General features: G+C 34.2%; 22 protein-coding genes. 6 read left to right on the top strand and 16 right to left on the bottom strand.

Annotation, left to right across the window (positions count from 1 at the left end; all coding sequences use genetic code 11):
- Positions 1-41 precede the first annotated feature (41 nt).
- Both ACEN92_RS15340 and hflX read left to right on the top strand, forming a co-directional pair.
- Positions 42-905 carry a hypothetical protein gene (locus tag ACEN92_RS15340; protein WP_495639222.1) on the top strand — a complete coding sequence of 288 codons (864 nt, stop codon included), beginning with the start codon at positions 42-44 and terminating at the stop codon, positions 903-905.
- 159 nt (positions 906-1,064) lie between these two features.
- A complete protein-coding gene (hflX, locus tag ACEN92_RS15335; RefSeq protein ID WP_495639221.1) occupies positions 1,065-2,294 on the top strand; it encodes a GTPase HflX in 1,230 nt (409 codons plus the stop codon).
- A 56-nt stretch (positions 2,295-2,350) separates the two neighbouring features.
- On the opposite strand, the gene ACEN92_RS15330 is transcribed toward hflX, so the two are convergent.
- From ACEN92_RS15330 to ACEN92_RS15305, 6 genes are all read right to left on the bottom strand, one after another.
- The gene (locus tag ACEN92_RS15330) at positions 2,351-3,301 is read right to left on the bottom strand and encodes a DUF3078 domain-containing protein (RefSeq protein WP_495639220.1); all 951 of its coding nucleotides are present in this window, start codon (positions 3,299-3,301) and stop codon (positions 2,351-2,353) included.
- A 77-nt stretch (positions 3,302-3,378) separates the two neighbouring features.
- A complete protein-coding gene (locus ACEN92_RS15325) occupies positions 3,379-3,888 on the bottom strand; it encodes a DUF2480 family protein (RefSeq protein WP_495639219.1) in 510 nt (169 codons plus the stop codon).
- Between the two features lie 79 nt (positions 3,889-3,967).
- Positions 3,968-4,291 (bottom strand): SUF system Fe-S cluster assembly protein, encoded by a 324-nt coding sequence (locus ACEN92_RS15320; RefSeq protein WP_495639218.1) that lies wholly within the window; start codon positions 4,289-4,291, stop codon positions 3,968-3,970.
- A gap of 33 nt (positions 4,292-4,324) precedes the next feature.
- Positions 4,325-4,750: a SufE family protein gene (locus ACEN92_RS15315; RefSeq protein ID WP_007808614.1), complete on the bottom strand. Its 426-nt coding sequence runs from the start codon at positions 4,748-4,750 to the stop codon at positions 4,325-4,327.
- A gap of 2 nt (positions 4,751-4,752) precedes the next feature.
- Positions 4,753-5,178, bottom strand: a complete 426-nt coding sequence (locus ACEN92_RS15310) for a hypothetical protein (protein ID WP_495639217.1) — start codon at positions 5,176-5,178, stop codon at positions 4,753-4,755.
- Positions 5,179-5,191: 13 nt separating this feature from the next.
- On the bottom strand, positions 5,192-6,406 hold the full coding sequence (locus ACEN92_RS15305) for an aminotransferase class V-fold PLP-dependent enzyme (protein WP_495639216.1): 1,215 nt from the start codon (positions 6,404-6,406) through the stop codon (positions 5,192-5,194).
- Positions 6,407-6,630: 224 nt separating this feature from the next.
- Here ACEN92_RS15305 and ACEN92_RS15300 point away from each other — a divergent pair, with 224 nt between their 5' ends.
- Positions 6,631-7,977, top strand: a complete 1,347-nt coding sequence (locus tag ACEN92_RS15300; protein WP_495639215.1) for a serine hydrolase domain-containing protein — start codon at positions 6,631-6,633, stop codon at positions 7,975-7,977.
- Between the two features lie 178 nt (positions 7,978-8,155).
- Here the strand turns inward: ACEN92_RS15300 and ACEN92_RS15295 are convergent, their stop codons facing one another.
- Together ACEN92_RS15295 and ACEN92_RS15290 are read right to left on the bottom strand one after the other, a co-directional pair.
- Entirely contained in the window at positions 8,156-8,695 is a 540-nt protein-coding gene (locus ACEN92_RS15295; RefSeq protein WP_495639214.1) for a 3-hydroxyanthranilate 3,4-dioxygenase, read from the bottom strand.
- A gap of 150 nt (positions 8,696-8,845) precedes the next feature.
- On the bottom strand, positions 8,846-9,946 hold the full coding sequence (locus ACEN92_RS15290) for an endonuclease/exonuclease/phosphatase family protein (protein ID WP_495639213.1): 1,101 nt from the start codon (positions 9,944-9,946) through the stop codon (positions 8,846-8,848).
- A gap of 232 nt (positions 9,947-10,178) precedes the next feature.
- Here ACEN92_RS15290 and ACEN92_RS15285 point away from each other — a divergent pair, with 232 nt between their 5' ends.
- From ACEN92_RS15285 to ACEN92_RS15275, 3 genes are all read left to right on the top strand, one after another.
- Positions 10,179-11,078, top strand: coding sequence for a S66 peptidase family protein (locus ACEN92_RS15285; RefSeq protein WP_495639212.1), 900 nt, complete (start codon positions 10,179-10,181; stop codon positions 11,076-11,078).
- Positions 11,079-11,302: 224 nt separating this feature from the next.
- Entirely contained in the window at positions 11,303-11,662 is a 360-nt protein-coding gene (locus tag ACEN92_RS15280; protein ID WP_495639211.1) for a YraN family protein, read from the top strand.
- Between the two features lie 118 nt (positions 11,663-11,780).
- Entirely contained in the window at positions 11,781-12,437 is a 657-nt protein-coding gene (locus ACEN92_RS15275; protein WP_007808595.1) for a hypothetical protein, read from the top strand.
- An 83-nt stretch (positions 12,438-12,520) separates the two neighbouring features.
- On the opposite strand, the gene ACEN92_RS15270 is transcribed toward ACEN92_RS15275, so the two are convergent.
- The 8 genes from ACEN92_RS15270 to ACEN92_RS15235 all read right to left on the bottom strand — a co-directional run bounded on the left by ACEN92_RS15270 (position 12,521) and on the right by ACEN92_RS15235 (position 22,436).
- Positions 12,521-12,991: an OsmC family protein gene (locus ACEN92_RS15270; protein WP_495639210.1), complete on the bottom strand. Its 471-nt coding sequence runs from the start codon at positions 12,989-12,991 to the stop codon at positions 12,521-12,523.
- 80 nt (positions 12,992-13,071) lie between these two features.
- Positions 13,072-13,563 (bottom strand): hypothetical protein, encoded by a 492-nt coding sequence (locus ACEN92_RS15265; RefSeq protein ID WP_495639209.1) that lies wholly within the window; start codon positions 13,561-13,563, stop codon positions 13,072-13,074.
- Positions 13,564-13,742: 179 nt separating this feature from the next.
- Positions 13,743-14,924 carry an aldose epimerase family protein gene (locus tag ACEN92_RS15260; protein ID WP_495639208.1) on the bottom strand — a complete coding sequence of 394 codons (1,182 nt, stop codon included), beginning with the start codon at positions 14,922-14,924 and terminating at the stop codon, positions 13,743-13,745.
- Between the two features lie 160 nt (positions 14,925-15,084).
- Positions 15,085-16,593, bottom strand: a complete 1,509-nt coding sequence (gene araA / locus ACEN92_RS15255; RefSeq protein ID WP_495639207.1) for an L-arabinose isomerase — start codon at positions 16,591-16,593, stop codon at positions 15,085-15,087.
- 89 nt (positions 16,594-16,682) lie between these two features.
- Positions 16,683-17,384: an L-ribulose-5-phosphate 4-epimerase gene (locus ACEN92_RS15250; RefSeq protein WP_495639206.1), complete on the bottom strand. Its 702-nt coding sequence runs from the start codon at positions 17,382-17,384 to the stop codon at positions 16,683-16,685.
- Entirely contained in the window at positions 17,368-19,059 is a 1,692-nt protein-coding gene (locus ACEN92_RS15245; RefSeq protein ID WP_495639205.1) for a ribulokinase, read from the bottom strand. Before ACEN92_RS15245 ends, ACEN92_RS15250 begins: the two co-directional genes overlap by 17 nt.
- Positions 19,060-19,224: 165 nt before the next feature.
- Complete coding sequence (locus ACEN92_RS15240; RefSeq protein WP_495639204.1) at positions 19,225-21,210, bottom strand: alpha-L-arabinofuranosidase family protein; 1,986 nt, start codon at positions 21,208-21,210, stop codon at positions 19,225-19,227.
- A 242-nt stretch (positions 21,211-21,452) separates the two neighbouring features.
- On the bottom strand, positions 21,453-22,436 hold the full coding sequence (locus tag ACEN92_RS15235) for an arabinan endo-1,5-alpha-L-arabinosidase (protein ID WP_495639203.1): 984 nt from the start codon (positions 22,434-22,436) through the stop codon (positions 21,453-21,455).
- Positions 22,437-22,439 lie beyond the last annotated feature (3 nt).

Below are 22,439 nucleotides of genomic sequence, written 5' to 3'. Positions count from 1 at the left end.
GAATTTTGTATTTTGGTCATCCCAAATCAATTGAAATTCTTATGAAAAAAATCTACTTTTTTGCCATCATGATGGTGGTTTTACCATCCTTATTGCATAGTCAGGATAATCCGGTCCGATTAAAACAAATTAATATTGTAAAAACAAATTACCAGAATTCTAAAGACGGTGAAATTGTAAACAAAACCGTTGTATTTAAAGAAGGAAAAATAGAAACCATCACAACTTCAGATGTTATTCAGAAATTCTTTTATAATAAAAATGGATTATTGGATATGACCGTGAAAGAAAAAGTTGGGAGCGACTGGAAAGAAGTGAGCAATTATACTTATGATGCTGATAACAATATTACAAAATTTGTAAATAAGTACCACGAAGGCAATGACTATATTACCAAAACAGTAACTTTTGGTTACGATGGAGCCAGAATAAAAGCAATAACAAAGAAAAGTACAAATCACCAAAATATACTGGAAGATATTGAATATATTGTTGAGAATGGCATCATTGTAAGACGTACTTCACGTGATAGAAACAAAGCAATTATTGGTAAAATTGAATATGTCTATGTGAATGATAATGTATCAAAACACAGAGGACTGGTTGGGGATAAAATTTCTAAAACATATACTTTTGATGATAAAAAATCGGTAGCATCATTAATTGTTCAAAATCTTTTTGGAGATAATTATAAAGTAATTGTACCAATGATTTCCTATCATGAAGATGAATTTAGCTTTGAGGATATTTCATATAATAATGAAATGAATTTCAGCCCTTCTTCGGCAGCTTTGGTTGCTATAAGTAAAAAGTATAAATACAATAAATTAAATTTCCCGATATCCTGTTCTCAAATTGAGGAAAACGGAATTGTAAAAACAGAAAAGACTTTTATTTACGAATAAAGGTTTTCAGTTTATTTTTTTTTAAAACCATTTATAGATTTCATGTAAATCTTTAAATGGTTTTTTTTGTAGAATAAATTATTTATTTAGAACTTAAAAACAAAATTCTATAAGTGTAGTAGTTTACAAATCATTAAATTTGCAATCTTATTCAAAGATATGTTAGAAAAAGAAGTTATAAATTTTGAGAAAACAGCTATTGTTGGTATTGTAACTCAGAATCAAAGTGAGGAAAAATTAAACGAATATTTAGACGAATTAGAATTTTTGACTTTTACCGCAGGAGGTGAAGTTATTAAACGTTTTTCGCAAAAAATGGAACGCCCTAATCCAAAGACTTTTGTTGGAACTGGGAAAATAGATGAAATCAATCTTTATGTAAAAGAAAATGACATATCAACTTTAATTTTTGATGATGAATTAACGCCTTCACAACAAAAAAATATATCTAAAATTATAGATTGTAAAATCCTGGACAGAACCAATTTGATTCTGGATATTTTTGCCCAAAGAGCCGAAACATCTTATGCAAGAACGCAGGTTGAACTGGCACAGTGCCAATATTTATTACCACGACTTTCCGGTTTATGGACACACCTTGAACGCCAAAAAGGAGGTATTGGTATGCGTGGTCCCGGTGAAACGGAGATCGAAACCGACAGGCGTATTGTACGTGACAGAATTTCGTTGCTAAAAGATAAAATCAAAACTATCGACAAGCAAATGGGTGTACAACGAAGCAATCGCGGTGCCATGGTGCGCGTTGCTTTGGTAGGTTATACCAATGTTGGAAAATCCACGTTGATGAATGCGATTGGTAAAAGTGATGTTTTTGTTGAGAATAAATTATTCGCAACATTAGATACAACTGTTCGTAAAGTGGTGATTAAAAACCTGCCCTTTTTGCTTTCGGATACGGTTGGTTTTATTAGAAAATTGCCAACACAATTGGTAGATTCTTTTAAAAGTACGCTTGATGAAGTTCGTGAAGCCGATTTATTATTACATATTGTTGATATTTCACATCCTGAATTCGAAGATCATATCGCCTCTGTAAATCAAACCTTGCAGGATATTAAAGCACATGAAAAACCGGTAATTATGGTTTTCAATAAAATTGATGCTTATAAACATCTGACCATTGATGAAGATGATTTAATGACCGAAAAAACACCAAGACATTATACGCTTCAGGAATGGAAAACAACCTGGATGCATCGTTTAGGCGAAGATAATGCTTTGTTTATTTCGGCTGTCAATAAAGAGAATTTTGAAGAATTCAGAGAAAGGCTTTATGAAGCAGTAAGGCAAATTCATATTACCAGATTTCCTTATAATAAATTCTTGTATCCGGATTATAAGGATGCAATTGAGAAGGAAGAGGAATAAAAAAACGGCTTTTGATAATTTCAAAAGCCGTTTTTTTATTCCTAACTAATTAATGATTAAAATCCGAAATTAACTCCTAAACCAAAAACTTCTCTGGTTTGAAGACCTTGAAAAGCATTATCATCATAAATAGCCTGGAAAGCTAAATTTGCCGATAAAAATTTGTTCACTTTCATGATAATATTCAAGGAGTAATTGATGTCTACGTTCTGCGGATCTTCTAAATAATTAGAATATAAATTCAATGTGTTTTCAGCAGTTACATTGGTCATAATAGCAAGTTTGTAATAAACAGAGGTATAAAAACCTAATTCATATCGCATAGTTTTATTTGCATCTACTCCAAAATAGTCCCCATCAATATAAGGCAAGCCTGTTCCCTGATCGATACCAGATGTGTAAGCACCATCAACAAAAGTGATTTTTGAGGTTAATGGCGCAAAGTTTATTTTTAAATTCTCATCTTTTGACCAATAGATTCCCGGGCCTGTAGTTAAATAACCCGGAGACATAAATTTGGTATTTTCTGTTCGGACTTCTTTTCCGTTTACGTCCTGACCGTATATGTAGCCTGTTGTAAATTGAGTTCTAAAATTTAAAAAGTATGAATAATACCAATCACCAAAAGCTTTTTTTCCAACAATTGAATTAAATTCTAAACGGTCGTCGGTTTTTTTTCCAAAATCAGAATTTTTAGTCTGCAAAAGCCCATAAGAAGCAAGTATTTTATTATCCCAGGTTACATCATCTTTTTTATAATTAAAATCATAATTGATTCCTAAAGTTCCTGAAAAACTGTCTTCTCCTCCGGCAACCCAGTTATTGAAACTTGATTGATTTAATAGAAGGGATACAACCCCTTTTGCTTTCCAGTCTTCATCCTCAATAGTATCATTGATTTTTTTTACAGCTTTTTCTGTATTTTGAATTAATTCCTTTTCGGAATTTTGTGACTGAACAAAAGTAAGATTTGCTAAAACGAAGAGTAATATGAATATCTTTCTCATGGTATTTAGTTTAAGTGTATTAACAAATATACTAAAAACCACTAAATTCTATAGGTTTTATTGATTGTAAAGGTGCGTTATTTCTTAGATTCTTTGTACAAAGGAACTGCTGAACAGGCTTCGCCATACATAATACTTCTTGCAAAGGGCTGCAAATATGTTACAGCTAAAATATAAGCGCGCATCGGAACCGGTTTTCTCGAACATCCTTTTACGATAACAGGTTTGTTTTTGTATTCAGAATAATCAATCTTACTCAGGATTTCTTCATAGAGACTTCCATCTAAGTCTTCGATGGTTCCGTTAATCACTTTTTTTGCAAACGGTGCCAAATGAACACTCACTAAAATTAATGCCCAAGTCGGAATAATTGCATCTGTACTGCAATGCACAGCCACATATTGATCCTGATATTGTGACCAGTCGTGATTTTTTAAATGTTCTCTAAAATCTTTTTCTTTTAGTAAAAAGCCCTCCAGAAGCCATTGTGAAATATCAATTTGCACACGCATTCCTTTTGGATAATAATCCTCAAGATCAAATACTTCCAAGGCACTGTTGGCAACTTTATTAATTATTTCTTCCATAATTTTACAGTAAACAGTTATCAGTTTTTAGTGATCAGCTTCTAACTGAACACTAAAAAACTCACTACTGAACCCTTTTTTAAAGCATTCCCAATTCTAATTTTGCTTCTTCACTCATTAAATCTTTACTCCATGGCGGGTCAAAAGTAATTTCTACATCAACATCTTTTATGTTTTCAATTGTTTTCACTTTTTCTTCTACTTCTCTTGGCAAACTTTCCGCAACCGGGCAGTTTGGAGACGTTAATGTCATTAAGATTTTTACCTCATAATCAGTGTTTACCATTACGTCGTAAATCAATCCTAATTCATAAATATCTACAGGAATCTCAGGATCGTAAATACTTTTTAAAACTTTTACGATTGATTCTCCTAATTCATTTGTATCTATTACTTGTTCCATTTTTGTGTTTTGTTTTTTCTTTAAACCGGAAGTTTAATTTTTATTTTTTGAGTCAAAAGCCAAAGCATACATTTTGATGTTTTTAATCATCGAAACCAAACCGTTTGCGCGTGTGGCTGATAAATGTTCCTTTAAACCAATTTCATCTATAAACTGAGTGTCAGCATTTATAATATCTTCAGCTTTCTGATTAGAAAATGCACGAATTAAAATCGCAATTATTCCTTTGGTCAGAATAGCATCGCTGTCTGCAGTAAACACAATTTTATCATCTTTTTGTTCACCCTGCAGCCAAACTTTCGATTGACAGCCTTTGATTAAATTTTCGTCTGTTTTGTATTCTTCCTTAATTAACGGAAGACTTTTTCCTAATTCGATGATGTACTCATAACGCTGCATCCAATCATCAAACATCGAGAATTCGTCTATTATTTCGTTTTGTATTTCTTTAATTGTCATAATTATTCTTTAACAAAATCAGTCAGCAAACTTACCAGTTTTTCAATTTCCTTTGGAGGGAAACCATTATCAAAACCCTGAGTTTCGTACGTTTTTTGATTTTGAATTATTTTTAAATTCCCAATAGCAGCTCCATCATGAAAACGTTTTTCGGTTGGTGCTTTTAAAGTTGGAATATTTTCTAAATTTATCTTTTCAAATTCGGATACAATCTTATTCCATTTCGCATTATCTATTTTGTTTTCAACGGCTTCTTTACCTCTTCCGGTTGTAACAGATACTGTTTGGTTTTGAACCGTAATCTTTTTATACAGTCCTCTTGAAACAGCAGAATATTCAATTTGTGTAGATGTCATATCTGCTTTTTTTTGACTGGAACAACCTGTTCCGAGAAAAATGGTTAACAACAATAAAGATAATATTCGCATAAGATATTTGGTTTTAGCTTAACATGATTTTAGCTTTTTTAATGGCTTCAACCATTAAATCAATTTCTTCTTTTGTGTTATAAAAAGAGAATGACGCACGAATGGTTCCGGGAATACAAAAGAAGTTCATGATAGGCTGCGCGCAATGATGTCCTGTTCGAACCGCAATTCCTAATTTGTCAATTATGGAACCAATATCATACGGATGAATCCCATCGATATTAAACGAAACTACTGAAGCTTTATTTTTTCCGGTACCGTAAATTTTCAAGCCTTCAATTTCCAGAAGACGTTTTGTGGCATGTTCTAAAAGTTTGTTTTCCTGAAGTTGAATATTCCCAAAACCAATATCATTCAAATAGTCGACAGCTGTTCCTAAAACAATTCCACCAGCGATATTTGGAGTTCCGGCTTCAAATTTATGAGGCAAATCAGCATAAGTAGTTTTTTCGAAAGTAACTTCCTTAATCATTTCGCCACCACCCTGATATGGAGGCAATTTATTCAACCACTCTTCTTTTCCGTACAAAATCCCGGTCCCGGTTGGACCGCACATTTTATGCCCCGAAAAAGCATAAAAATCACAGTCTAAATCCTGAACGTCCGGTTTTAAATGCGGAACAGCCTGTGCACCATCAATTAAAACAGCAGCTCCCACAGCGTGTGCTTTTGCAATCATTTCTTTAACAGGATTGATAACACCCAATGCATTCGAAATATGATTTACCGTAACAATCTTAGTTTTATCAGATAATAAAGATTCGTAAACACTCATGATCAGTTGCCCTTCTTCATTGATCGGAATAACTTTAAGAACAGCTCCTGTTTTCTCACATAACATCTGCCAAGGCACAATATTACTGTGATGTTCCAAAGCAGAAACCAAAATTTCATCTCCCGGCTTTAAAATAGAAGCAAAACCATTTGCTACTAAATTAATTCCGTGCGTAGTTCCTGAAGTAAAAAGTACTTCGTGTGCGAATTTGGCATTAATATGATGTTGCAATTTTACACGTGAAATTTCATAAGCATCTGTCGCTAATTGACTTAACGTATGAACTCCACGGTGAATATTGGCGTTTATTTCCTGATAATATTTCGCAATAGCATCAATCACAATTTGTGGTTTCTGCGAAGTTGCCCCATTGTCGAAATATACTAATGGTTTTCCGTTTACTTTTTCAGAAAGTATTGGAAAATCAGCTCTTATTTTTTGAATATCCAGCATAATTTATTTAGAAAAATTCTATTTTACAAAAGTACTAAAACTAAATTGTTTTATCCTTCAATTCTATAATTTCCTTTTATAGCACTATCAAATCACATCTCGAATATTGAATTTGTAAATTTTATTCTGAATTTATGAATTTTACCGAATTGAAATTCTAAATTAGGTATTAAAATTGTGGCCTTAAATTATTTATATTGCATAAAAAATAGCTGTATCGAATTATGAAAAAAATTCTCAAATTACTTGCACTTGTTTTAGTTATCATTATTTTTTATTTTGGGTTCACCACCTATCCAAAGCTGGATTTAATTTCAGGTTTTTCAGCCAAAAGTATTGCTTCAGGTCATTTTTTGGATAATCGTTCAAAAGAGTTAATCGAAAAAACCGACAACGATATTGATATGATCGATCTGGCAACCAATACAATTGACGAAGCCGGAAAATTTGCGACTTCAAATGTTTATGGATTGAAAGAACGAAAAGCGATTTATCGTGAAGGTTTGGGAGTGACTTTAATTAATGATGATTATGATATTTCGAAGCCTTATTTAATTCCAAAACGAACTCCATTAATTAATAATTTACCTTTCCCTTACGGCAATAATGAACCGAAAGACACCGTTTTTGCAAATATTGATTATTTGAAATTGAAAAAAGCAATTGATAATGCTTTTGACAAATCAGGTGGAAAATTAAAAAGAACACGTGCTGTTGTGGTTTTGTATAAAAATAAATTACTGACCGAAAAATACGATACTGGTTTTACCAAAGACAGCAAAATTTTAGGCTGGTCAATGACAAAAAGTATTACCAGTTCAGCTTTTGGAGTTCTTGCGAAACAAGGAAAAATAGATATTTACAAACCTGCTCCTGTTGCAGAGTGGCAAAATGACGAACGCAAAAACATTACCATAAACGATTTGCTGCATATGAATTCAGGTTTGGAATGGGAAGAAAATTACAACACTATTTGTGATGCTACCAAAATGCTTTTTCTGGCAGAAGATATGGGGAAAGTCCAACTGGACAAACCTGCTCAGTTTAAACCCAACACACATTGGAATTACTCTTCCGGAACCACAAACTTATTGTCATTAATCTTGAAGAGACAATTTAAAACCCAACAAGAATATCTTGATTTTTGGTACAGCGCCGTAATTGATAAAATCGGAATGAACTCGATGATTGTCGAACAGGATATGTCCGGAACTTTTGTAGGTTCATCATACGCATGGGCAACACCTCGCGACTGGTCAAAATTTGGATTATTGTATTTGAATAAAGGCAATTGGAACGGTGAACAAATTCTCGATGAAAGCTGGGTAAAATACACTGCAACTCCTACTAATACTTCTGAAGGAAAATATGGAGCGCAATTCTGGCTTAATGCCGGAGGGAAATTCCCGGATGCCCCTCGCGACATGTTTTATTGTAACGGTTATCAGGGACAAATGGTTGCAATTATTCCGTCATTGGATATGGTAATTGTGAGAATGGGACTGAAGGAAGATCCTGTCTTTGATTTTAATGGTTTTTTGAAAGGGATTATTGGGAGTGTGAAGAAGTAATAATATGAAAGAATAAATACACTTTTGAAAACATACTAGCCCCGATTACTTCACTTAATTTTTATTTTAATCGGAGTTCAGTGAACTTCGTTTGAAATATATAGCGGGAAATAGCTCCTAAAAAAAACCGATAAACTAATAAAAGTCTATCGGTTTTTTATTTATAAATCTTTGAAAATTATTTTTTAGCAACAAACCTCGGGTCAGATTCCATAATGGTTCCGCAATTATCGCAGGTTCTTAATTCTTCTGAATTGTAGAAATGTTCGAAATGAGGCAGGAAATCTTTTTCGATATTATGCAGTTCAAAATATACTTCGTATAATTTATGGTTGCAGTTGTCACAATGCCAAAGCAAACCATCAGTATAACCCAATCCGGCACGTTTTCGCTCGATAACCAAACCAATTGAACCTTCAGAACGAACGGGAGAATGCGGAACTTTTGCAGGATGCAGGTACATATCACCGGCATTCAGAATCATTTCCTTGCGTTCGCCATCTTCCTGAATCACTACTTTTATATTTCCTTCAAGCTGGTAAAAAAGCTCTTCGGTTTCGTTGTAGTGATAATCCTTTCGGGCATTTGGACCTGCTACAATCATAACGATATAATCGCCCGAATCTACATATAAATTTTTATTTCCAACAGGCGGTTTTAATAAATGACGGTTTTCGTCTATCCATTTTGTCAGGTTGAAAGGTTTTGCTATGGCCATTTTTTTAGGTACTAAGTTTTCTGAGAGGCTAAGTTAAGAAAAAGTTTTCTGTAGAGACGCACAGCAGTGCGTCTTTCGAAACGCAAGTACGTCTTCAGATTCTTGATTTTAATATTTATTGACATTATGGAAACGCATTGCTGTGCGTCTCTATAGATTCATTTCTTTTATCAGATAAATATAAACGGGAAAATGATCGCTGAAACCGACTTCGGTTGTGCTGTGCCGTAATGGATATCCTTTATATTGTCCCGAGTTTTGAATGAGGTAGGGTTTGTTAAAAATTCCTGCTTTCCAGAATTTAAAGGTAGAAAAATCAGGTTTTATAAGCGATTCCGTAATAATTATTTGATCAAAAATATCCCAGGAATCACGAAAGGCAGAAGTTCCCATTCCGCGTTTTGCCATTTCTTCAAATGGGTTAAAAACACCAAATTCCGGAACTTCGGTTTTTTTGGCTTTTGCTCCCAAAGCAACTTTTAAACTTTTATTATACGGACCATCATTTAAATCACCCATCGTAATCACTTTTGTATTTGGATTTATTTGCTGTAATGAGTCAATAATTTTTCGGTTTAATTTTCCGGCTGCTTCCCGATATTCACTTGTAGCTTTTTCTCCGCCTGAGCGTGATGGCCAGTGATTGACTATAATATGAATCTCTTCGGATTCTAAAAAACCGGTAATTAAAAGCTGGTCCCGGGTAAAAACACGATTGTTTTGCGCAACTGGCTCTACTTCCTCTTCCATAGATTCTTCTTTTTTATCTGCTGCAGTCACCTCTTTATTTTTGTATACATATAAAGGTATGTTTGAAAAAGAAGTAGGTTTAAAAAATTTCTTCTGATATAATAAAGCCACATCTATTCCGCGTTTGTCGGGTGAATCGAAATGGATGATTCCATAATCAAAACGGAGTAATTTGGGTTCTTTGATTAAATCTTCTAAAACGCCCCTGTTTTCAATTTCAGAACCTCCAATAAAAGTAGGGGCATTGGGATTGTCCGGCATTCCTATTTCAGATAAGACTCTGGAAAGATTAATCAGTTTTTTGGTATACTTATCTTTTGTCCAATGCTGAGAACCCGTTGGTGTCCATTCGTCGTCATTGGTAAAAGGATCGTCATTAATATCAAAAAGATTTTCGAAATTATAAAAGGCAATAGTATGAATGATGTATTTTTTAGATTGGGCATAAGAAGAAATACAAAAAAAGAAAATGAAACAGGTTCCGGATATGATAATTCGCATAAATAATTTTAAAGAATTTAAAATGTTGAATTTAATCAAAATAATCAATTTGTCAGAAATTTCTAATAGTTTTATTTTTCAAAATCTATATCTTTGTTTTTTTAAATAAATTTTAAGCAAAGAGAAAATGTATATCAACCGATTAGTTCCAATAAATAAATATTTTGTTTTTTGTCGATTCGTATTTGTTATTTTTGCTTTACACTCTTTTACCTGTCAATCACAACAAAATATGATAACACCACCGTATTTACAAAAAGGCGATACCGTTGCCATTTTAGCCACAGCCCGAAAAAATATCGATGATAATTTAAAACCTACGCTAGATTTATTGCACAGCTGGGGTCTTGAAGCCGTAATTGGAAGTACAATCGGGCTTGATCTTAACCAATTGGCCGGAACTGACGAACAGCGTGCCGCCGATTTTCAAAAACAACTGGATAACCCTAATATCAAAGCTATTTGGTGTGTTCGTGGTGGGTACGGAACTGTTCGAATGATTGATTTATTGGATTTTACCAAATTCAGACAACATCCAAAATGGGTTATCGGTTTTAGTGATGTCACTGTCTTACATAACCATTTAAACACGATGGGCTACAAATCGATTCATGGTGCGATGCCGGTGAGTATTCCGAGAGCAACCCCGGACGCCATCAGTTCATTAAAAAAGAGTTTGTTTGGCGAACCGCTTTCTTATTCTGTTGGTCCGGATAAAATGAATCGTTTTGGAAAAGCTACAGGTGAATTAGTGGGTGGAAATTTATCCATTCTGTACAGTTTATTAGGATCACAATCTGCAATCGATTGCAAGGATAAAATTTTATTTATCGAAGACCTTGATGAATATTTATATCACATCGATCGTATGATGATGAACCTGAAACGTAATGGATGCATCGAAAACCTGAAAGGAATTGTTATTGGGGCCATGACCAAAATGAAGGACAATGAGATTCCATGGGGAAAAAATGCACTTGAAATTGTGGATGATGTTACCAAAAAATACAATATTCCAGTGATTTTTAATTTTCCTGCAGGCCACATTCAGGACAATCGTGCGCTTGTTATGGGAAGTACAGTTTCTATTGAAGTTACTGCTTCAGGAAGTACTGTTGTTTTCCAAAAATAACATAACCGTTTCTTAAATTAAGAAAAAACACTACTGTATAAAATCTCGCAAAGACGGAGAGTCGCAAAGATTCTTATTTAAAATCACAATATTGAAAGACTAAAAGGATTAAAAAATCTGCTCAAATCTGTAGAATCTGCTTAAAACAAAACCTTAGCATTTAGTGTCTTTGAAATAATCTCATCTTCAGAATGAAAACTGAGAATGAAAACTGAAAACTAAAAATGGCTGAACATAACGAACTGGGAAAAAAAGGAGAGGAACTTGCTGTAGGCTATTTATTAGAAAATGGTTATGAAATCCTGGACCGAAACTGGATTTTTCAAAAAGCCGAAATTGACATCATTGCCAAAAAAGAAAACATTTTGGCCATTATTGAAGTGAAGACCCGTTCGAATCTGGATTTTGGTTTGCCACAAGATTTTGTAAAACCAAAAAAAATTCAATTACTAATAAAAGCAGTAAATGCCTACATAAACGATAGGGATATAGATTTTGAAGTACGTTTTGACATCATTGCAATCCACAAAAACATAGAATCATTTGCTATTGAGCATCTTACTGATGCTTTTTATCATTTTTAACATAATTTTTTATTGTTATATTTGTAACAAATTGTTTTTTTATTTATCTTTGCAGAGATTTATAACATCACATACAACCAACTAACACAATTACGTTACCAAAAACAATTAAAAGATTATGAAAACCGTTTCTTCTATTGTAGAAAATTACATCAAGACCAAACCATTTTTACTAAATGCATTATCCTTGGGAATTATCAATTTGACTTCTTTGTCCCGTAACATTATGACCGAATTAGAAAGCGAATTTGGTAAAGAAGTAAAACAAGGCGCTGTAGTAATGTCGCTAAAAAGGTTAACCGAAGAATTAGATTTTAAACTGAACCACAAAATCAACAAAGTCATTAAAAACATTGGTGAAATTACGGTTCGTTCTGAATTGACCGATTACACGTTTGCAGCTTCTGACACCGTTTTAAACAAACAAGCTGATTTGATTTCTGATATTAATGTTTTATCTGATATTTTTTATACCTCATCACGTGGCGTAAATGAAACAAATATCGTAGTAAGCAGCAGTATCAACCATTTAGTTGAAAAACATTTTTTACGCGAAAAACTAATTCAGAAATTAGACAATCTGGCTTCAATCACTGTTAAATTACCGAAAGAAAACATTGTGGTACCGGGAATTTATTATTTCATTTTTCAGCGTTTAGCGTGGGAAGGAATTATTATTAACGAAGTAATTTCAACCTCAAACGAATTTACAATTCTGGTAGGAGAAGAACAAGTTGATGTTGCTTTTAAAGTGATTAAAGACTTAAAAAATTAATTTCCCTTTTCGAAAAAAACCCCAAATCAAAAAAAATAAAAAATTACAATATACAAAGAGGCTGTTCACACAGTCTCTTTTTTTTATGCCATTTCGCAAGTGGCATTGTGCAGAACATGAAAATTACAGGAGTTCGCAATAAAGCACAATTGGTTTGCTTTTATATGCAGATCTAATGCTTCCTGAATTTTATCCCGATTTGCAATTTTAACTTTTGGATTTAAGCGAACTTCTGTAAAACGGCCGCTTCCATTTGGAGCAACTTCGAGAGTTGCTTCGGCATTGTCTGAATAGGCTACAACTTCGATTCCGTTTTGCGCGCATACATATAGGTATGACATCATGTGACAGGAAACCAGACTGCTTAAAAGCAAGTCTTCAGGATTGTATAATTCCGGATCGCCCTTGAAAGCTTTTGCAGCCGAAACATCCAAAACAGGTTTACCTTCAATTAAAATTTTATGACTTTTACTATAGAATTTTGAATTTGATTCTGCAGAATTTTGATTGGAAGTCCAATTTATTTCTGCTTTGAAGAGGTGTTTGAATACCATAATTATTGATAAGATTGAACACTTTTAATATAACCTTGACTAAAAATTCTGTAGTAGAAAAGTTTGGGAAGATGCTTTGATTAGTTACCTTTTGTTGGCAAATCCTTATTTTTTTTCTTTGCCTGAATAATTTCATTTTTTATAGAATCATTCTGCTTTTCATTATTTTCAACTTTATTATTAATTTCACTTTCATTTATTGTATCATTACTTATTACCGCTGGTTCGCCATCTACTACTGCTTTCCCCATACAACTTGTTAGAGTAAAAACTAAACTCAATGAAAATAGTGCGATTTTCTTAATTGGTTTTATTTTGATTCGGCTAAATCTGTTTCTTAAATTATCATATTTAATACTTTCTTCGGTTTCTATTTGATTAAATTTAAAATGCCCACAAATTCTTTCTTTGCTTGAATTTTCAGTGAAATATTGCTGAATTTCAGGATTATTCATTTTTGTGAAATCAATTACTGTTTTATTGCAAGAGTTACAAAATCTACCATTTTTATTTGGTGACATTGAATTCCAATTTTCATTACAAGGTTTTGGTAGATTTATTTTATTTTCCATATTTCAAAAGACAATTTTTCAATTTATTAGACAAAAACTATTCCACTAACCTACTGTTCCGGTTCATCTTCAATTTCTAATAGTTTATTAAATCAATTAGGTTAATATTCTAAAAAAACAAAGCCTCGAAATCACCAATTTTCGAGGCTTTAAAATTAAACTAACAAAATTTATTTAACTTATTTTTTTACTGAAAACTTAAAAGTTGTTTTCGTTTTATAATTTTCACCAGGATTTAAAACTGTCGTAGGAAAGTTTTTCTGGTTAGGAGAATCCGGATAATGTTGTGTCTCTAAACAAAGACCTGTTCTGTGAGCGTAGGTTCCGCCATTGCGCATTGGTAAAGTTCCGTCAAGGAAATTTCCGGAATAAAACTGAATTCCAGGTTCGTCAGTCGTCATTTCCAAAACTCTTCCGCTTGCAGGATGATATACTGTTGCAATGATTGTTTTTCCTTTTTCAGGATTATTCAATACCCAGCAGTGATCGTACCCTTTTCCTCTTTCTAACTGCTCATTTTTAACTTCAATATCTTTACCGATTAATTTTGGTTTTCTGAAATCGAAAGGTGTATTAGCTACATCTTCTAATTCTCCTGTTGGAATTAAGGTAGCATCCACAGGAACTATTTTATCAGCATTTAATGTCAATTCATGATCTAAAATCGTTTTAGAAAAATCTCCGGATAAATTAAAATAGGAATGCTGTGTTAGATTTACAACTGTTTTCTTATCTGTTTTAGCTTCATAAAGAACTTCAAGTTCATTATTTTTAGTTAACGTATAAGTCACAAAAACCTGTAAATTTCCCGGATAACCTTCTTCCATATCTTTGCTTAAATAAGATAATTTCAAAACAGCCGATTCTCCCGATTTTGCTTCTTCAGCTTTCCAAACTGCTCTGTAAAAACCTTCCGGTCCACCGTGTAATGCATTTGGTGTATTGTTGATCGCTAATTGATATTCTTTACCGTCTAATGAAAATTTACCTTTCGCTATTCTGTTTCCAAAACGTCCGATCAAAGCTCCGAAAAACGGATTCGGTTTCATATATTGTTCCAGAGAATTAAATCCGGTAACGACATTTTCAGAAACTCCATCTTTATTTGGCACTTTCAAATCAGTGATAATTCCACCAAAAGTGATGATATCCACTTCCATCCCATTTTGGTTTTTCAGTTTGTAGCTTTCAATTTTTTCTCCTTTTGGAGTTGTTCCGTAAGCCGATTTTTCAATCGTTACAGAATCTTTTGCTTCTTGAGTTGAGGTAACATCCATTTTTTTATCACTTTTACATTGAACGGAAAGAGACGCCAAACCGATTATCGTAATTCCGAAAGCACAACGTTTTAATACATTCATATATACTGGTTTTTATTACATTATAAATCAAGAGTAGAAAGTTAAGAAAAAACCTCGTAAGAATTAAAAAAAACTAATTAATATAACCAAAATTTTTAGAAAAAACGAGGTTTACTTTTCAAACTTTCAATATTTTAAGAAATGACTCTTCTTTTATTCCTTACAATCCGTGTTGAAACATATGATAATATGCTTCGTTGGCATTAATTTTATCTTTAAAATCCCTGATAGTCGTTTTTTCATCAATAACCAATAATTCTATTCCGGCGATATCAGCAAAATCTTCCATAAATTCAGTCGTTACGGACTGACTGTATACTGTATGATGTGCTCCGCCTGCAAGAATCCATGCTGTTGCAGCGATATCCAGGTTTGGTTTGCAATCCCATAAAACTCTTGCAACCGGTAATTTTGGTAATTCTGCCATAGGTTTAACTGCCTCAACTTCATTTACAATCAAACGAAAACGATTACCCATATCAACCAACGAAACATTGATTGCAGGTCCTGCAGGTGAATTAAATACCAAACGAGCAGGATCTTCTTTTCCTCCAATTCCTAATGGATGTACTTCGCAAGAAGGTTTTCCGTCAGCAATTGATGGGCAGATTTCTAACATGTGTGATCCTAAAACATATGATTTTTGAGGTGTAAAATGATAGGTGTAATCTTCCATGAAAGAAGTTCCTCCTTCAAGTCCAACATTCATTACTTTTAACGCTCTCACCATTGCTGCCGTTTTCCAGTCACCTTCTCCGCCAAAACCATATCCGTCAGCCATTAATCTTTGTGTCGCGATTCCCGGCAATTGTTTCCAAACTCCAAGATTTTCGAATGTATCTGTAAAAGCTCCAAAACCTCCTTCTTCCAGGAAAGCTCTTAAACCTAATTCAATTTTTGCAGCTTCTACCAAAGAACTTCTTTGTGCTCCGCCTTCTTTTAAAGAATCAGTTAAGCTATAAGAAGCTTCATAAACCGCTAATAAATCATTTAATTGCTGCTCTGTAACTTTCTCAATATGTTTGGTCACATCTGAAGAATCATATCCATTAACAGACATTCCGAAACGAATCTGAGCTTCAACTTTATCACCTTCTGTAACGGCAACTTCACGCATATTGTCTCCAATACGGGCTACTTTTAAGTTTTGAAGTTCATCCCACCCTAAAGCTACTCTTGTCCAAACTCCTAATTTGTTTAAAACGCGGGGATCTTCCCAATGCCCTACAACTACTTTACGTTTTTTACGCATTCTTGACATGATAAAACCAAATTCACGATCTCCGTGAGCTGATTGATTCAGGTTCATAAAATCCATGTCGATGCTTCCCCACGGAATTTCAGCATTGTATTGTGTATGTAAATGGCATAATGGTTTTTTAAGAATACTTAAACCGCCAATCCACATTTTTGCCGGAGAAAAAGTATGCATCCAGGCAATAATTCCGATACAGTTTTTAGCAGAGTTTGCCTCTAAACATAAATCTAAAATTTGTTTAGGCGATTTTAAAGTGTCTTTGCAAACAATTTTTACCGGAATCTGACTTGAAGCGTCTAATCCTTTTGCCATAATTACAGCATGTTCAGCAACTAGTTTTAAAGTTTCCGGTCCATATAATTCCTGGCTTCCTACTACAAACCAAACTTCTTTTTGAGATATATCAATCATGTCTTCTTTGTTATTTTTGTTTCAGGTTCTCTTAGTTTCAGGTTTTGAAACCGATGAAAATTTTTATTCTTTATTCTTTTTTCTAAATTCTATTGTCCGTAATACGAATCTTTTCCGTGTTTACGATTGTAATGTTTTTTTATTAAGGAATCTTTCAATCTTGGTGCGTTCGGGTTTATTTGTAAAGTCAAATAGGCCATTTCTGCAACCACTTCTAAAACCTTGCTGTTGTATACAGCTTTTGCAGCGTTTTTTCCCCATGCAAACGGACCGTGGTTTCCTATCAAAACCATTTCTACTTCTTCATACGAAAGGTTTTTTTCTTTGAAACAATCAAAAATCTGAATTCCGGTATTGTGTTCGTAGTTTCCCTCAATAAGTGAATCTGCCATCGGCGGTGCACACGGAATATCTGCTGTTAAATGATCGGCATGCGTGGTTCCAAAAATTGGAATATCCTGCTGAGACTGTGCCCAGGCTACTGAATAAGTTGCGTGTGTATGTGCAACGCCTCCGATGTTTGGCCAGTTTTTATATAAATAGGCATGCGTTTTTGTGTCTGATGAAGGACGCATGGTTCCTTCAATAATATTGTTGTCAAAATCTACGATTACAATATCCTCAGGTTTTAAATCTTCGTAAGGAACACCACTTGGCTTAATGGCAAAAACACCATTTTTTCTGTCCACTGCACTTACGTTTCCAAAAGTATAAACCACCAGATTCAGTGCATTTAACTGCATATTGGCTTCGTAGCATTCTTGTTTTAAATCTTTATAGAGAGAACTCATTTTCTGTAATTTTAATAGATGGATCTGCAAAAGCACTTAATTGGTCGTATGCTAAAAGTAATTTGTTGTAAGCAGCAACTTTGTCAAGCTGTGGCATATATTCACTTTCAAAAGGGCTTCCCATTTTTTGGCTGGCTTCAATTACATTTGAATAAATTCCAGAAGCTACCGCTGCATAAATTGCTGCTCCCAAAGCCGGTGCCTGATCTGATGCTGCAACTTTAATTGGTTTGTTCAAAACATTGGCCAATGTTTGCATGATGAAAGGAGATTTTCGGGCTACGCCACCGATACCGATAACGCTGTCAATTTTTACGCCTTCTTCTTCAAAACGATCCACGATTTTTTTAGATCCAAAGCAGATTGCATTTACTAAAGCTTTAAAAATATGAGGCGCTTTTGATCCTAAAGATAAATTCGAAATAGCACTTTTTACTTCCTGATTCGCATCCGGAGTTCTGCGCCCGTTAATCCAGTCTAAAGCGGTTGGAACACTTTCAGACAATGGAATCTTTTCAGCTTCTTTTGTTAATTCTACAATTAATTTATCACTGAATTCTTCTCTTAATTGTTCCTTTTGAGTATCATTTAAAATTGTAGAAGAACCTAATAATTGCTCTGTTGGCCACATCAATAATTCTTTGTACCAGGCTAATAAATCTCCAAAAGCAGATTGTCCTGCCTCAAGGCCAATAAATCCAGGGATTACAGATCCGTCAACCTGACCGCAGATTCCGCGAACGGTTTTTGTACCTACTTCATCATAAGAACCTACTAAAATATCACAAGTAGAAGTTCCCATTACACGAACTAAAGTATTCTCTTCGATTTTTGCTCCAACAGCTCCGGAGTGCGCGTCGAAAGTTCCTACGGATACAACTGTGTCTGTAGTAAGTCCTAAACGATCTGCCCATTCTTTGCTTAATTTTCCGGCAACTAAATCAGAAGTATAGGTTTCGTCATATAAATTACCACGAAGTGCTGCTAAATAAGGATGTAATTTCTCTAAGAATTCAACTGGAGGAAGTCCGTTCCAGTCTTCGTGCCACATTGCTTTATGTCCCGCTGCACAGCGACTTCTTTTGAATGTTTTTAAATCTTTATTGTCAATTAATAAATACGTCATTAAATCACAGTGCTCCATCCAGGTATGCGCTGCATTACGAACTGCTTCATCTTTTCTTGCTATATGAAGGATTTTTGCCCAAAACCATTCTGAAGAATAAATTCCGCCTACATATTTTGTTACGTTTTCACCACCCCAGCTTACCGCTAATTCGTTGATTTCATTTGCTTCATTTATAGCTGTATGATCTTTCCACAATACCATCATTGCATTTGGATTTTCCTCAAAACCTTTTGTCAAAGCCAGTGGAATTCCGTCTTTCGTTACAGGAACCGGAGAAGATCCGGTCGTATCGATACAGATTCCCCGAACCAGCGACGGATCAACTTTGCTCTCTTTTACAATAGTTTGAATCGTAATTTCCAAGCCTTCAATATGATCCAAAGGATGCTGACGAAACTGATTGATCGATGCGTCACAATATTGCTTGTTTTTCCATCTTTTATAATGAGAAACATTTGATGCTAATTCCTGCCCATTTTCAGTATCTATCAGCACCGCACGAACAGAATCTGTTCCGTAATCTAATCCTATAACGTAATTTTTCATTCGAATTCATTTTAATAATGACAAATATAAAAATAATTAATTTATAAGTGTACAAAAAACACTTAATAAAAATAAGTTGACTGTTTTTTACAAATAATGCATCAAAACAGGAGTTTAAGATCAAAACAAAAAATAAACGTTAGCTTTACATTTATTCTGTTGCGATTATTTCATCTTTATCTTCAAAACAGTAACTGAATAAGCCGGAAAATTATATTGAATTTGGTTTCCTTTTACTTTAAATTCGCTTTCTTTAGGACTGATTTTAGTTGGAGAGTCAAAAGAATTCTCATCATTTAACCCATCTCCTTTCAAAATTACAGCAGTTCCTTTTGCATCTAATTTTGCTCCTTTTAAATCAATTGAAACATTTTGAACCGTTCCTGCAGTGTTTACAATTTTCAGAATTACTTCTTTAGAATTCACATCTTTTACAGCCGATGCAAACAAATCATTTTGACCCGTTACTGCTTTTCCATCTTTCGTAATATTGATTAAATCTGTTCCTTTATTGTTTGAAAATAATTTCTGAACATAATAATTCGGCGTTCCGTAAGATTGCAAATTATTAAACCATATCATGTCCGGAGTCCATTGCCATCCTTCAACATGAGCCAATAATGGCGCGTAAGATGTCAATTGAACTACTTCAGCGTTCCTTTCCATTCCAGTCATAAAAGCAGCCTCAGAAAAAGCACATTCCCAGTTATTTTTATTGTCCGGACTTGCTATCGCCACGCTTTGAGCAGCATATTCTCCTGCAAAAATCTTTGGTCCTTTACGGTCATAATTATCATAGCGGGTAGCATTTTTTCTGAACCAGGCCGGATCTTTATAATAATGCTCATCTACGATTTCTGCATTTAATTTTTTAAGTTCGGTCATACCGTAATCATAAAAATCCCCGTCAGGAAATGGTCCTGTTCCGGAAACAATCGTGATGTTCGGATATTTTGTTTTAATCGCTTTTTGAAACACTTTAAAACGCTCAATATAATCCGGTCCCCATTGCTCATTTCCAACTCCGATGAATTTTAAATTGAATGGTTTTGGATGTCCCATGTCTGCTCTTACTTTACCCCAGGCTGTATTTAAATCTCCATTTGCAAATTCAATTAAATCCAAAGCATCCTGCACATAAGGGTCTAATTGATCCATAGGAACTAGTTGGCCTGTATTGAACTGACAAGCCATTCCACAACTTAAAATTGGCAGCGGAGAAGCTCCGATATCTTCTGAAAGCTGAAAATATTCAAAGAATCCTAAACCAAAACTTTGGAAATAATCCGGTGCCGGTCTATGCGAAAATTCCATATTCCAACGGTTTACAGCAGTTTCTCTGTCTTCAACATTTCCAACTGATTTTTTCCATTGGTAACGTTCTGCCAAAGTTCTTCCCTCCACAATACAACCTCCTGGAAAACGTAAAAATCCCGGTTTTAAATCATATAATAATTGTACTAAATCTTTACGCAATCCATTTTTTCTGCCGTTCCAGGTATCTTCGGGAAACAACGAAATATTATCTAAATCAACCACTCCGTTTCCTTCAAAAGTGATTTTTAATTTTGCTTTTGCTTCTGTTTCAGATGATGTTAATTGCGCTGTATAATTTGACCAGTCTTTTGATGCCGGTACTATTGACGTTTCTCCTAAAACCTTATTGTCTTTATCAATGAATTGAAATTTGATTTTAGAAATATTCCCTGATATTTTTAATGCTTTTAAAGACAAATTGTATTTCAGGCCTTTCTTGATTCCCATTCCCCTGAAACCTTCATTGATCAACTCATAACCGGAAGCATCATTAATAGTTACTCTGCAATAATTATGATTTGTTCCTTTTTGGGAATATTGAACCACATTTGCAATTCCGGATTGTGTATTTAATTTATGACGGTCGCTGTTTGGCTCATTCCATCCCATCATTGGAAACAGAAATTCGAATGATCTGTTTTTGATCATCTCTGCATATAAACCTCCATCGGCAGCAAAATTGATATCTTCAAAAAATACTCCGTACATCGTAGGCTGAATCCTGGTAACTGTTTTTGCAATATCAACCTGAAGATTATTTTTTTGTGCCGATGCCAGAATGCTGCTAAATAATAGTCCGCAGATTGTAGCTTTTGTGATTAATTTAGAGTTCATTTTAATTGTGTTTTGTTTTATCTTTTGTGGTCTTTTGAGCCACGGGTTTAACATATTCAACTGATTTTTGCAGTTTTTTCTCCTGCAAGGTTTTAAAACCTTGCAGGTATATTTTTTTTCTCACGCAGATTATGCAAATTGAAGCAGTTTTAATCCTTTAATCTTTGGCTTTATTTTTTAACACATAGAATCATAGTTTTCTTTGTTAAAAAGGCATAATTTCTTAATTATAATTGATTATTTTATTTTAAAAGAGGCCATAAATCGGCATCCCATTGTATTTCTTTTATTACTAATCTTGGTGTTCCGTTGGTTTTCTTTTCGTAAGCATGGTAAATAATATAATCTTTACCATCAAAAGTATAGGCACTGTTGTGACCCACTCCAAAATAATTTTCATCTCCCTGAACTACTATGCTTCCGCCTCCTTCTGCCAACGATTTTCCTTCTTTATCTACATAAGGCCCGGTTATGTTTTTAGATCTTCCTATCACCACTTTGTAGGTGCTTTTTTCTCCGCGACAGCATAAATCCCAGGAAAGAAATTGGTAATAATAACCATTCTTTTTAAAAATAAAGGGAGCTTCAAGTGCACCGTCTCCCGGATCAGAATCTGCCAGTTCAAAACTTCTCTTGCGTTTGGCTATGGTATGCCATTCCTGAGGCTGGGCAATCGATTTTAAATCCGGATTTAATTTTACCAGTTTCAATCCTTCCCAAAAAGAACCAAAAGCCAGCCAGGGTGTATTGTTTTCGTCAAAAGTTAAATTCGGGTCAATGGCATTCCACATATCACGATTTGGCTGTGACTGAATTACAATTCCCTGATCGACCCATTTGTAATTTTTATCAGATGGATCCAAGGTCGTATTGGTTGCAACGCCAATCGCCGAAGTATTTTTGGCGAAAGCCGAAACCGAATAATACAGGTAATACATATTGTTATGAAACGAAATATCCGGTGCCCAAATATGATTTTTAAAATCGACTGCAACACCGTCTGCCCAAACTGGTTTTTCTTTGAAAACCTGAGGCTGTTTATCCCATTTTTTTAAATCTTTTGAACTAAAAACACTGATTCCGTTTCCGGTACAATATAAATAATAAGTGTCTTTTTGTTTGATCACAACCGGATCATGAACCACAATGTCTTGTGCTATAACTGCGGATCCCGTTAGAATAAATAGGATCGTGAATACTGATTTTATTTTGGTGTACAATTGCATGAT

This window comes from Flavobacterium sp. Flavsp81 (assembly GCF_059491325.1).
Note: the sequence above shows the minus strand (reverse complement) of the source record. Positions and strands in the feature narration are given on the sequence as shown.

Coding starts and splice junctions, on each gene's coding strand:
- ACEN92_RS15275 (WP_007808595.1), top strand. CDS start 11,781: ATGAAAACCGTTTCTTCTATTGTAGAAAATTACATCAAGACCAAACCA.
- ACEN92_RS15330 (WP_495639220.1), bottom strand. CDS start 3,301: ATGAGAAAGATATTCATATTACTCTTCGTTTTAGCAAATCTTACTTTT.
- ACEN92_RS15290 (WP_495639213.1), bottom strand. CDS start 9,946: ATGCGAATTATCATATCCGGAACCTGTTTCATTTTCTTTTTTTGTATT.
- ACEN92_RS15250 (WP_495639206.1), bottom strand. CDS start 17,384: ATGAGTTCTCTCTATAAAGATTTAAAACAAGAATGCTACGAAGCCAAT.
- ACEN92_RS15285 (WP_495639212.1), top strand. CDS start 10,179: ATGATAACACCACCGTATTTACAAAAAGGCGATACCGTTGCCATTTTA.
- ACEN92_RS15340 (WP_495639222.1), top strand. CDS start 42: ATGAAAAAAATCTACTTTTTTGCCATCATGATGGTGGTTTTACCATCC.
- ACEN92_RS15235 (WP_495639203.1), bottom strand. CDS start 22,436: ATGCAATTGTACACCAAAATAAAATCAGTATTCACGATCCTATTTATT.
- ACEN92_RS15305 (WP_495639216.1), bottom strand. CDS start 6,406: ATGCTGGATATTCAAAAAATAAGAGCTGATTTTCCAATACTTTCTGAA.
- ACEN92_RS15320 (WP_495639218.1), bottom strand. CDS start 4,291: ATGGAACAAGTAATAGATACAAATGAATTAGGAGAATCAATCGTAAAA.
- ACEN92_RS15295 (WP_495639214.1), bottom strand. CDS start 8,695: ATGGCCATAGCAAAACCTTTCAACCTGACAAAATGGATAGACGAAAAC.
- ACEN92_RS15315 (WP_007808614.1), bottom strand. CDS start 4,750: ATGACAATTAAAGAAATACAAAACGAAATAATAGACGAATTCTCGATG.
- ACEN92_RS15280 (WP_495639211.1), top strand. CDS start 11,303: ATGGCTGAACATAACGAACTGGGAAAAAAAGGAGAGGAACTTGCTGTA.
- ACEN92_RS15270 (WP_495639210.1), bottom strand. CDS start 12,991: ATGGTATTCAAACACCTCTTCAAAGCAGAAATAAATTGGACTTCCAAT.
- ACEN92_RS15325 (WP_495639219.1), bottom strand. CDS start 3,888: ATGGAAGAAATAATTAATAAAGTTGCCAACAGTGCCTTGGAAGTATTT.
- ACEN92_RS15300 (WP_495639215.1), top strand. CDS start 6,631: ATGAAAAAAATTCTCAAATTACTTGCACTTGTTTTAGTTATCATTATT.
- ACEN92_RS15265 (WP_495639209.1), bottom strand. CDS start 13,563: ATGGAAAATAAAATAAATCTACCAAAACCTTGTAATGAAAATTGGAAT.
- hflX (WP_495639221.1), top strand. CDS start 1,065: ATGTTAGAAAAAGAAGTTATAAATTTTGAGAAAACAGCTATTGTTGGT.
- araA (WP_495639207.1), bottom strand. CDS start 16,593: ATGATTGATATATCTCAAAAAGAAGTTTGGTTTGTAGTAGGAAGCCAG.
- ACEN92_RS15245 (WP_495639205.1), bottom strand. CDS start 19,059: ATGAAAAATTACGTTATAGGATTAGATTACGGAACAGATTCTGTTCGT.
- ACEN92_RS15240 (WP_495639204.1), bottom strand. CDS start 21,210: ATGAACTCTAAATTAATCACAAAAGCTACAATCTGCGGACTATTATTT.
- ACEN92_RS15310 (WP_495639217.1), bottom strand. CDS start 5,178: ATGCGAATATTATCTTTATTGTTGTTAACCATTTTTCTCGGAACAGGT.
- ACEN92_RS15260 (WP_495639208.1), bottom strand. CDS start 14,924: ATGAATGTATTAAAACGTTGTGCTTTCGGAATTACGATAATCGGTTTG.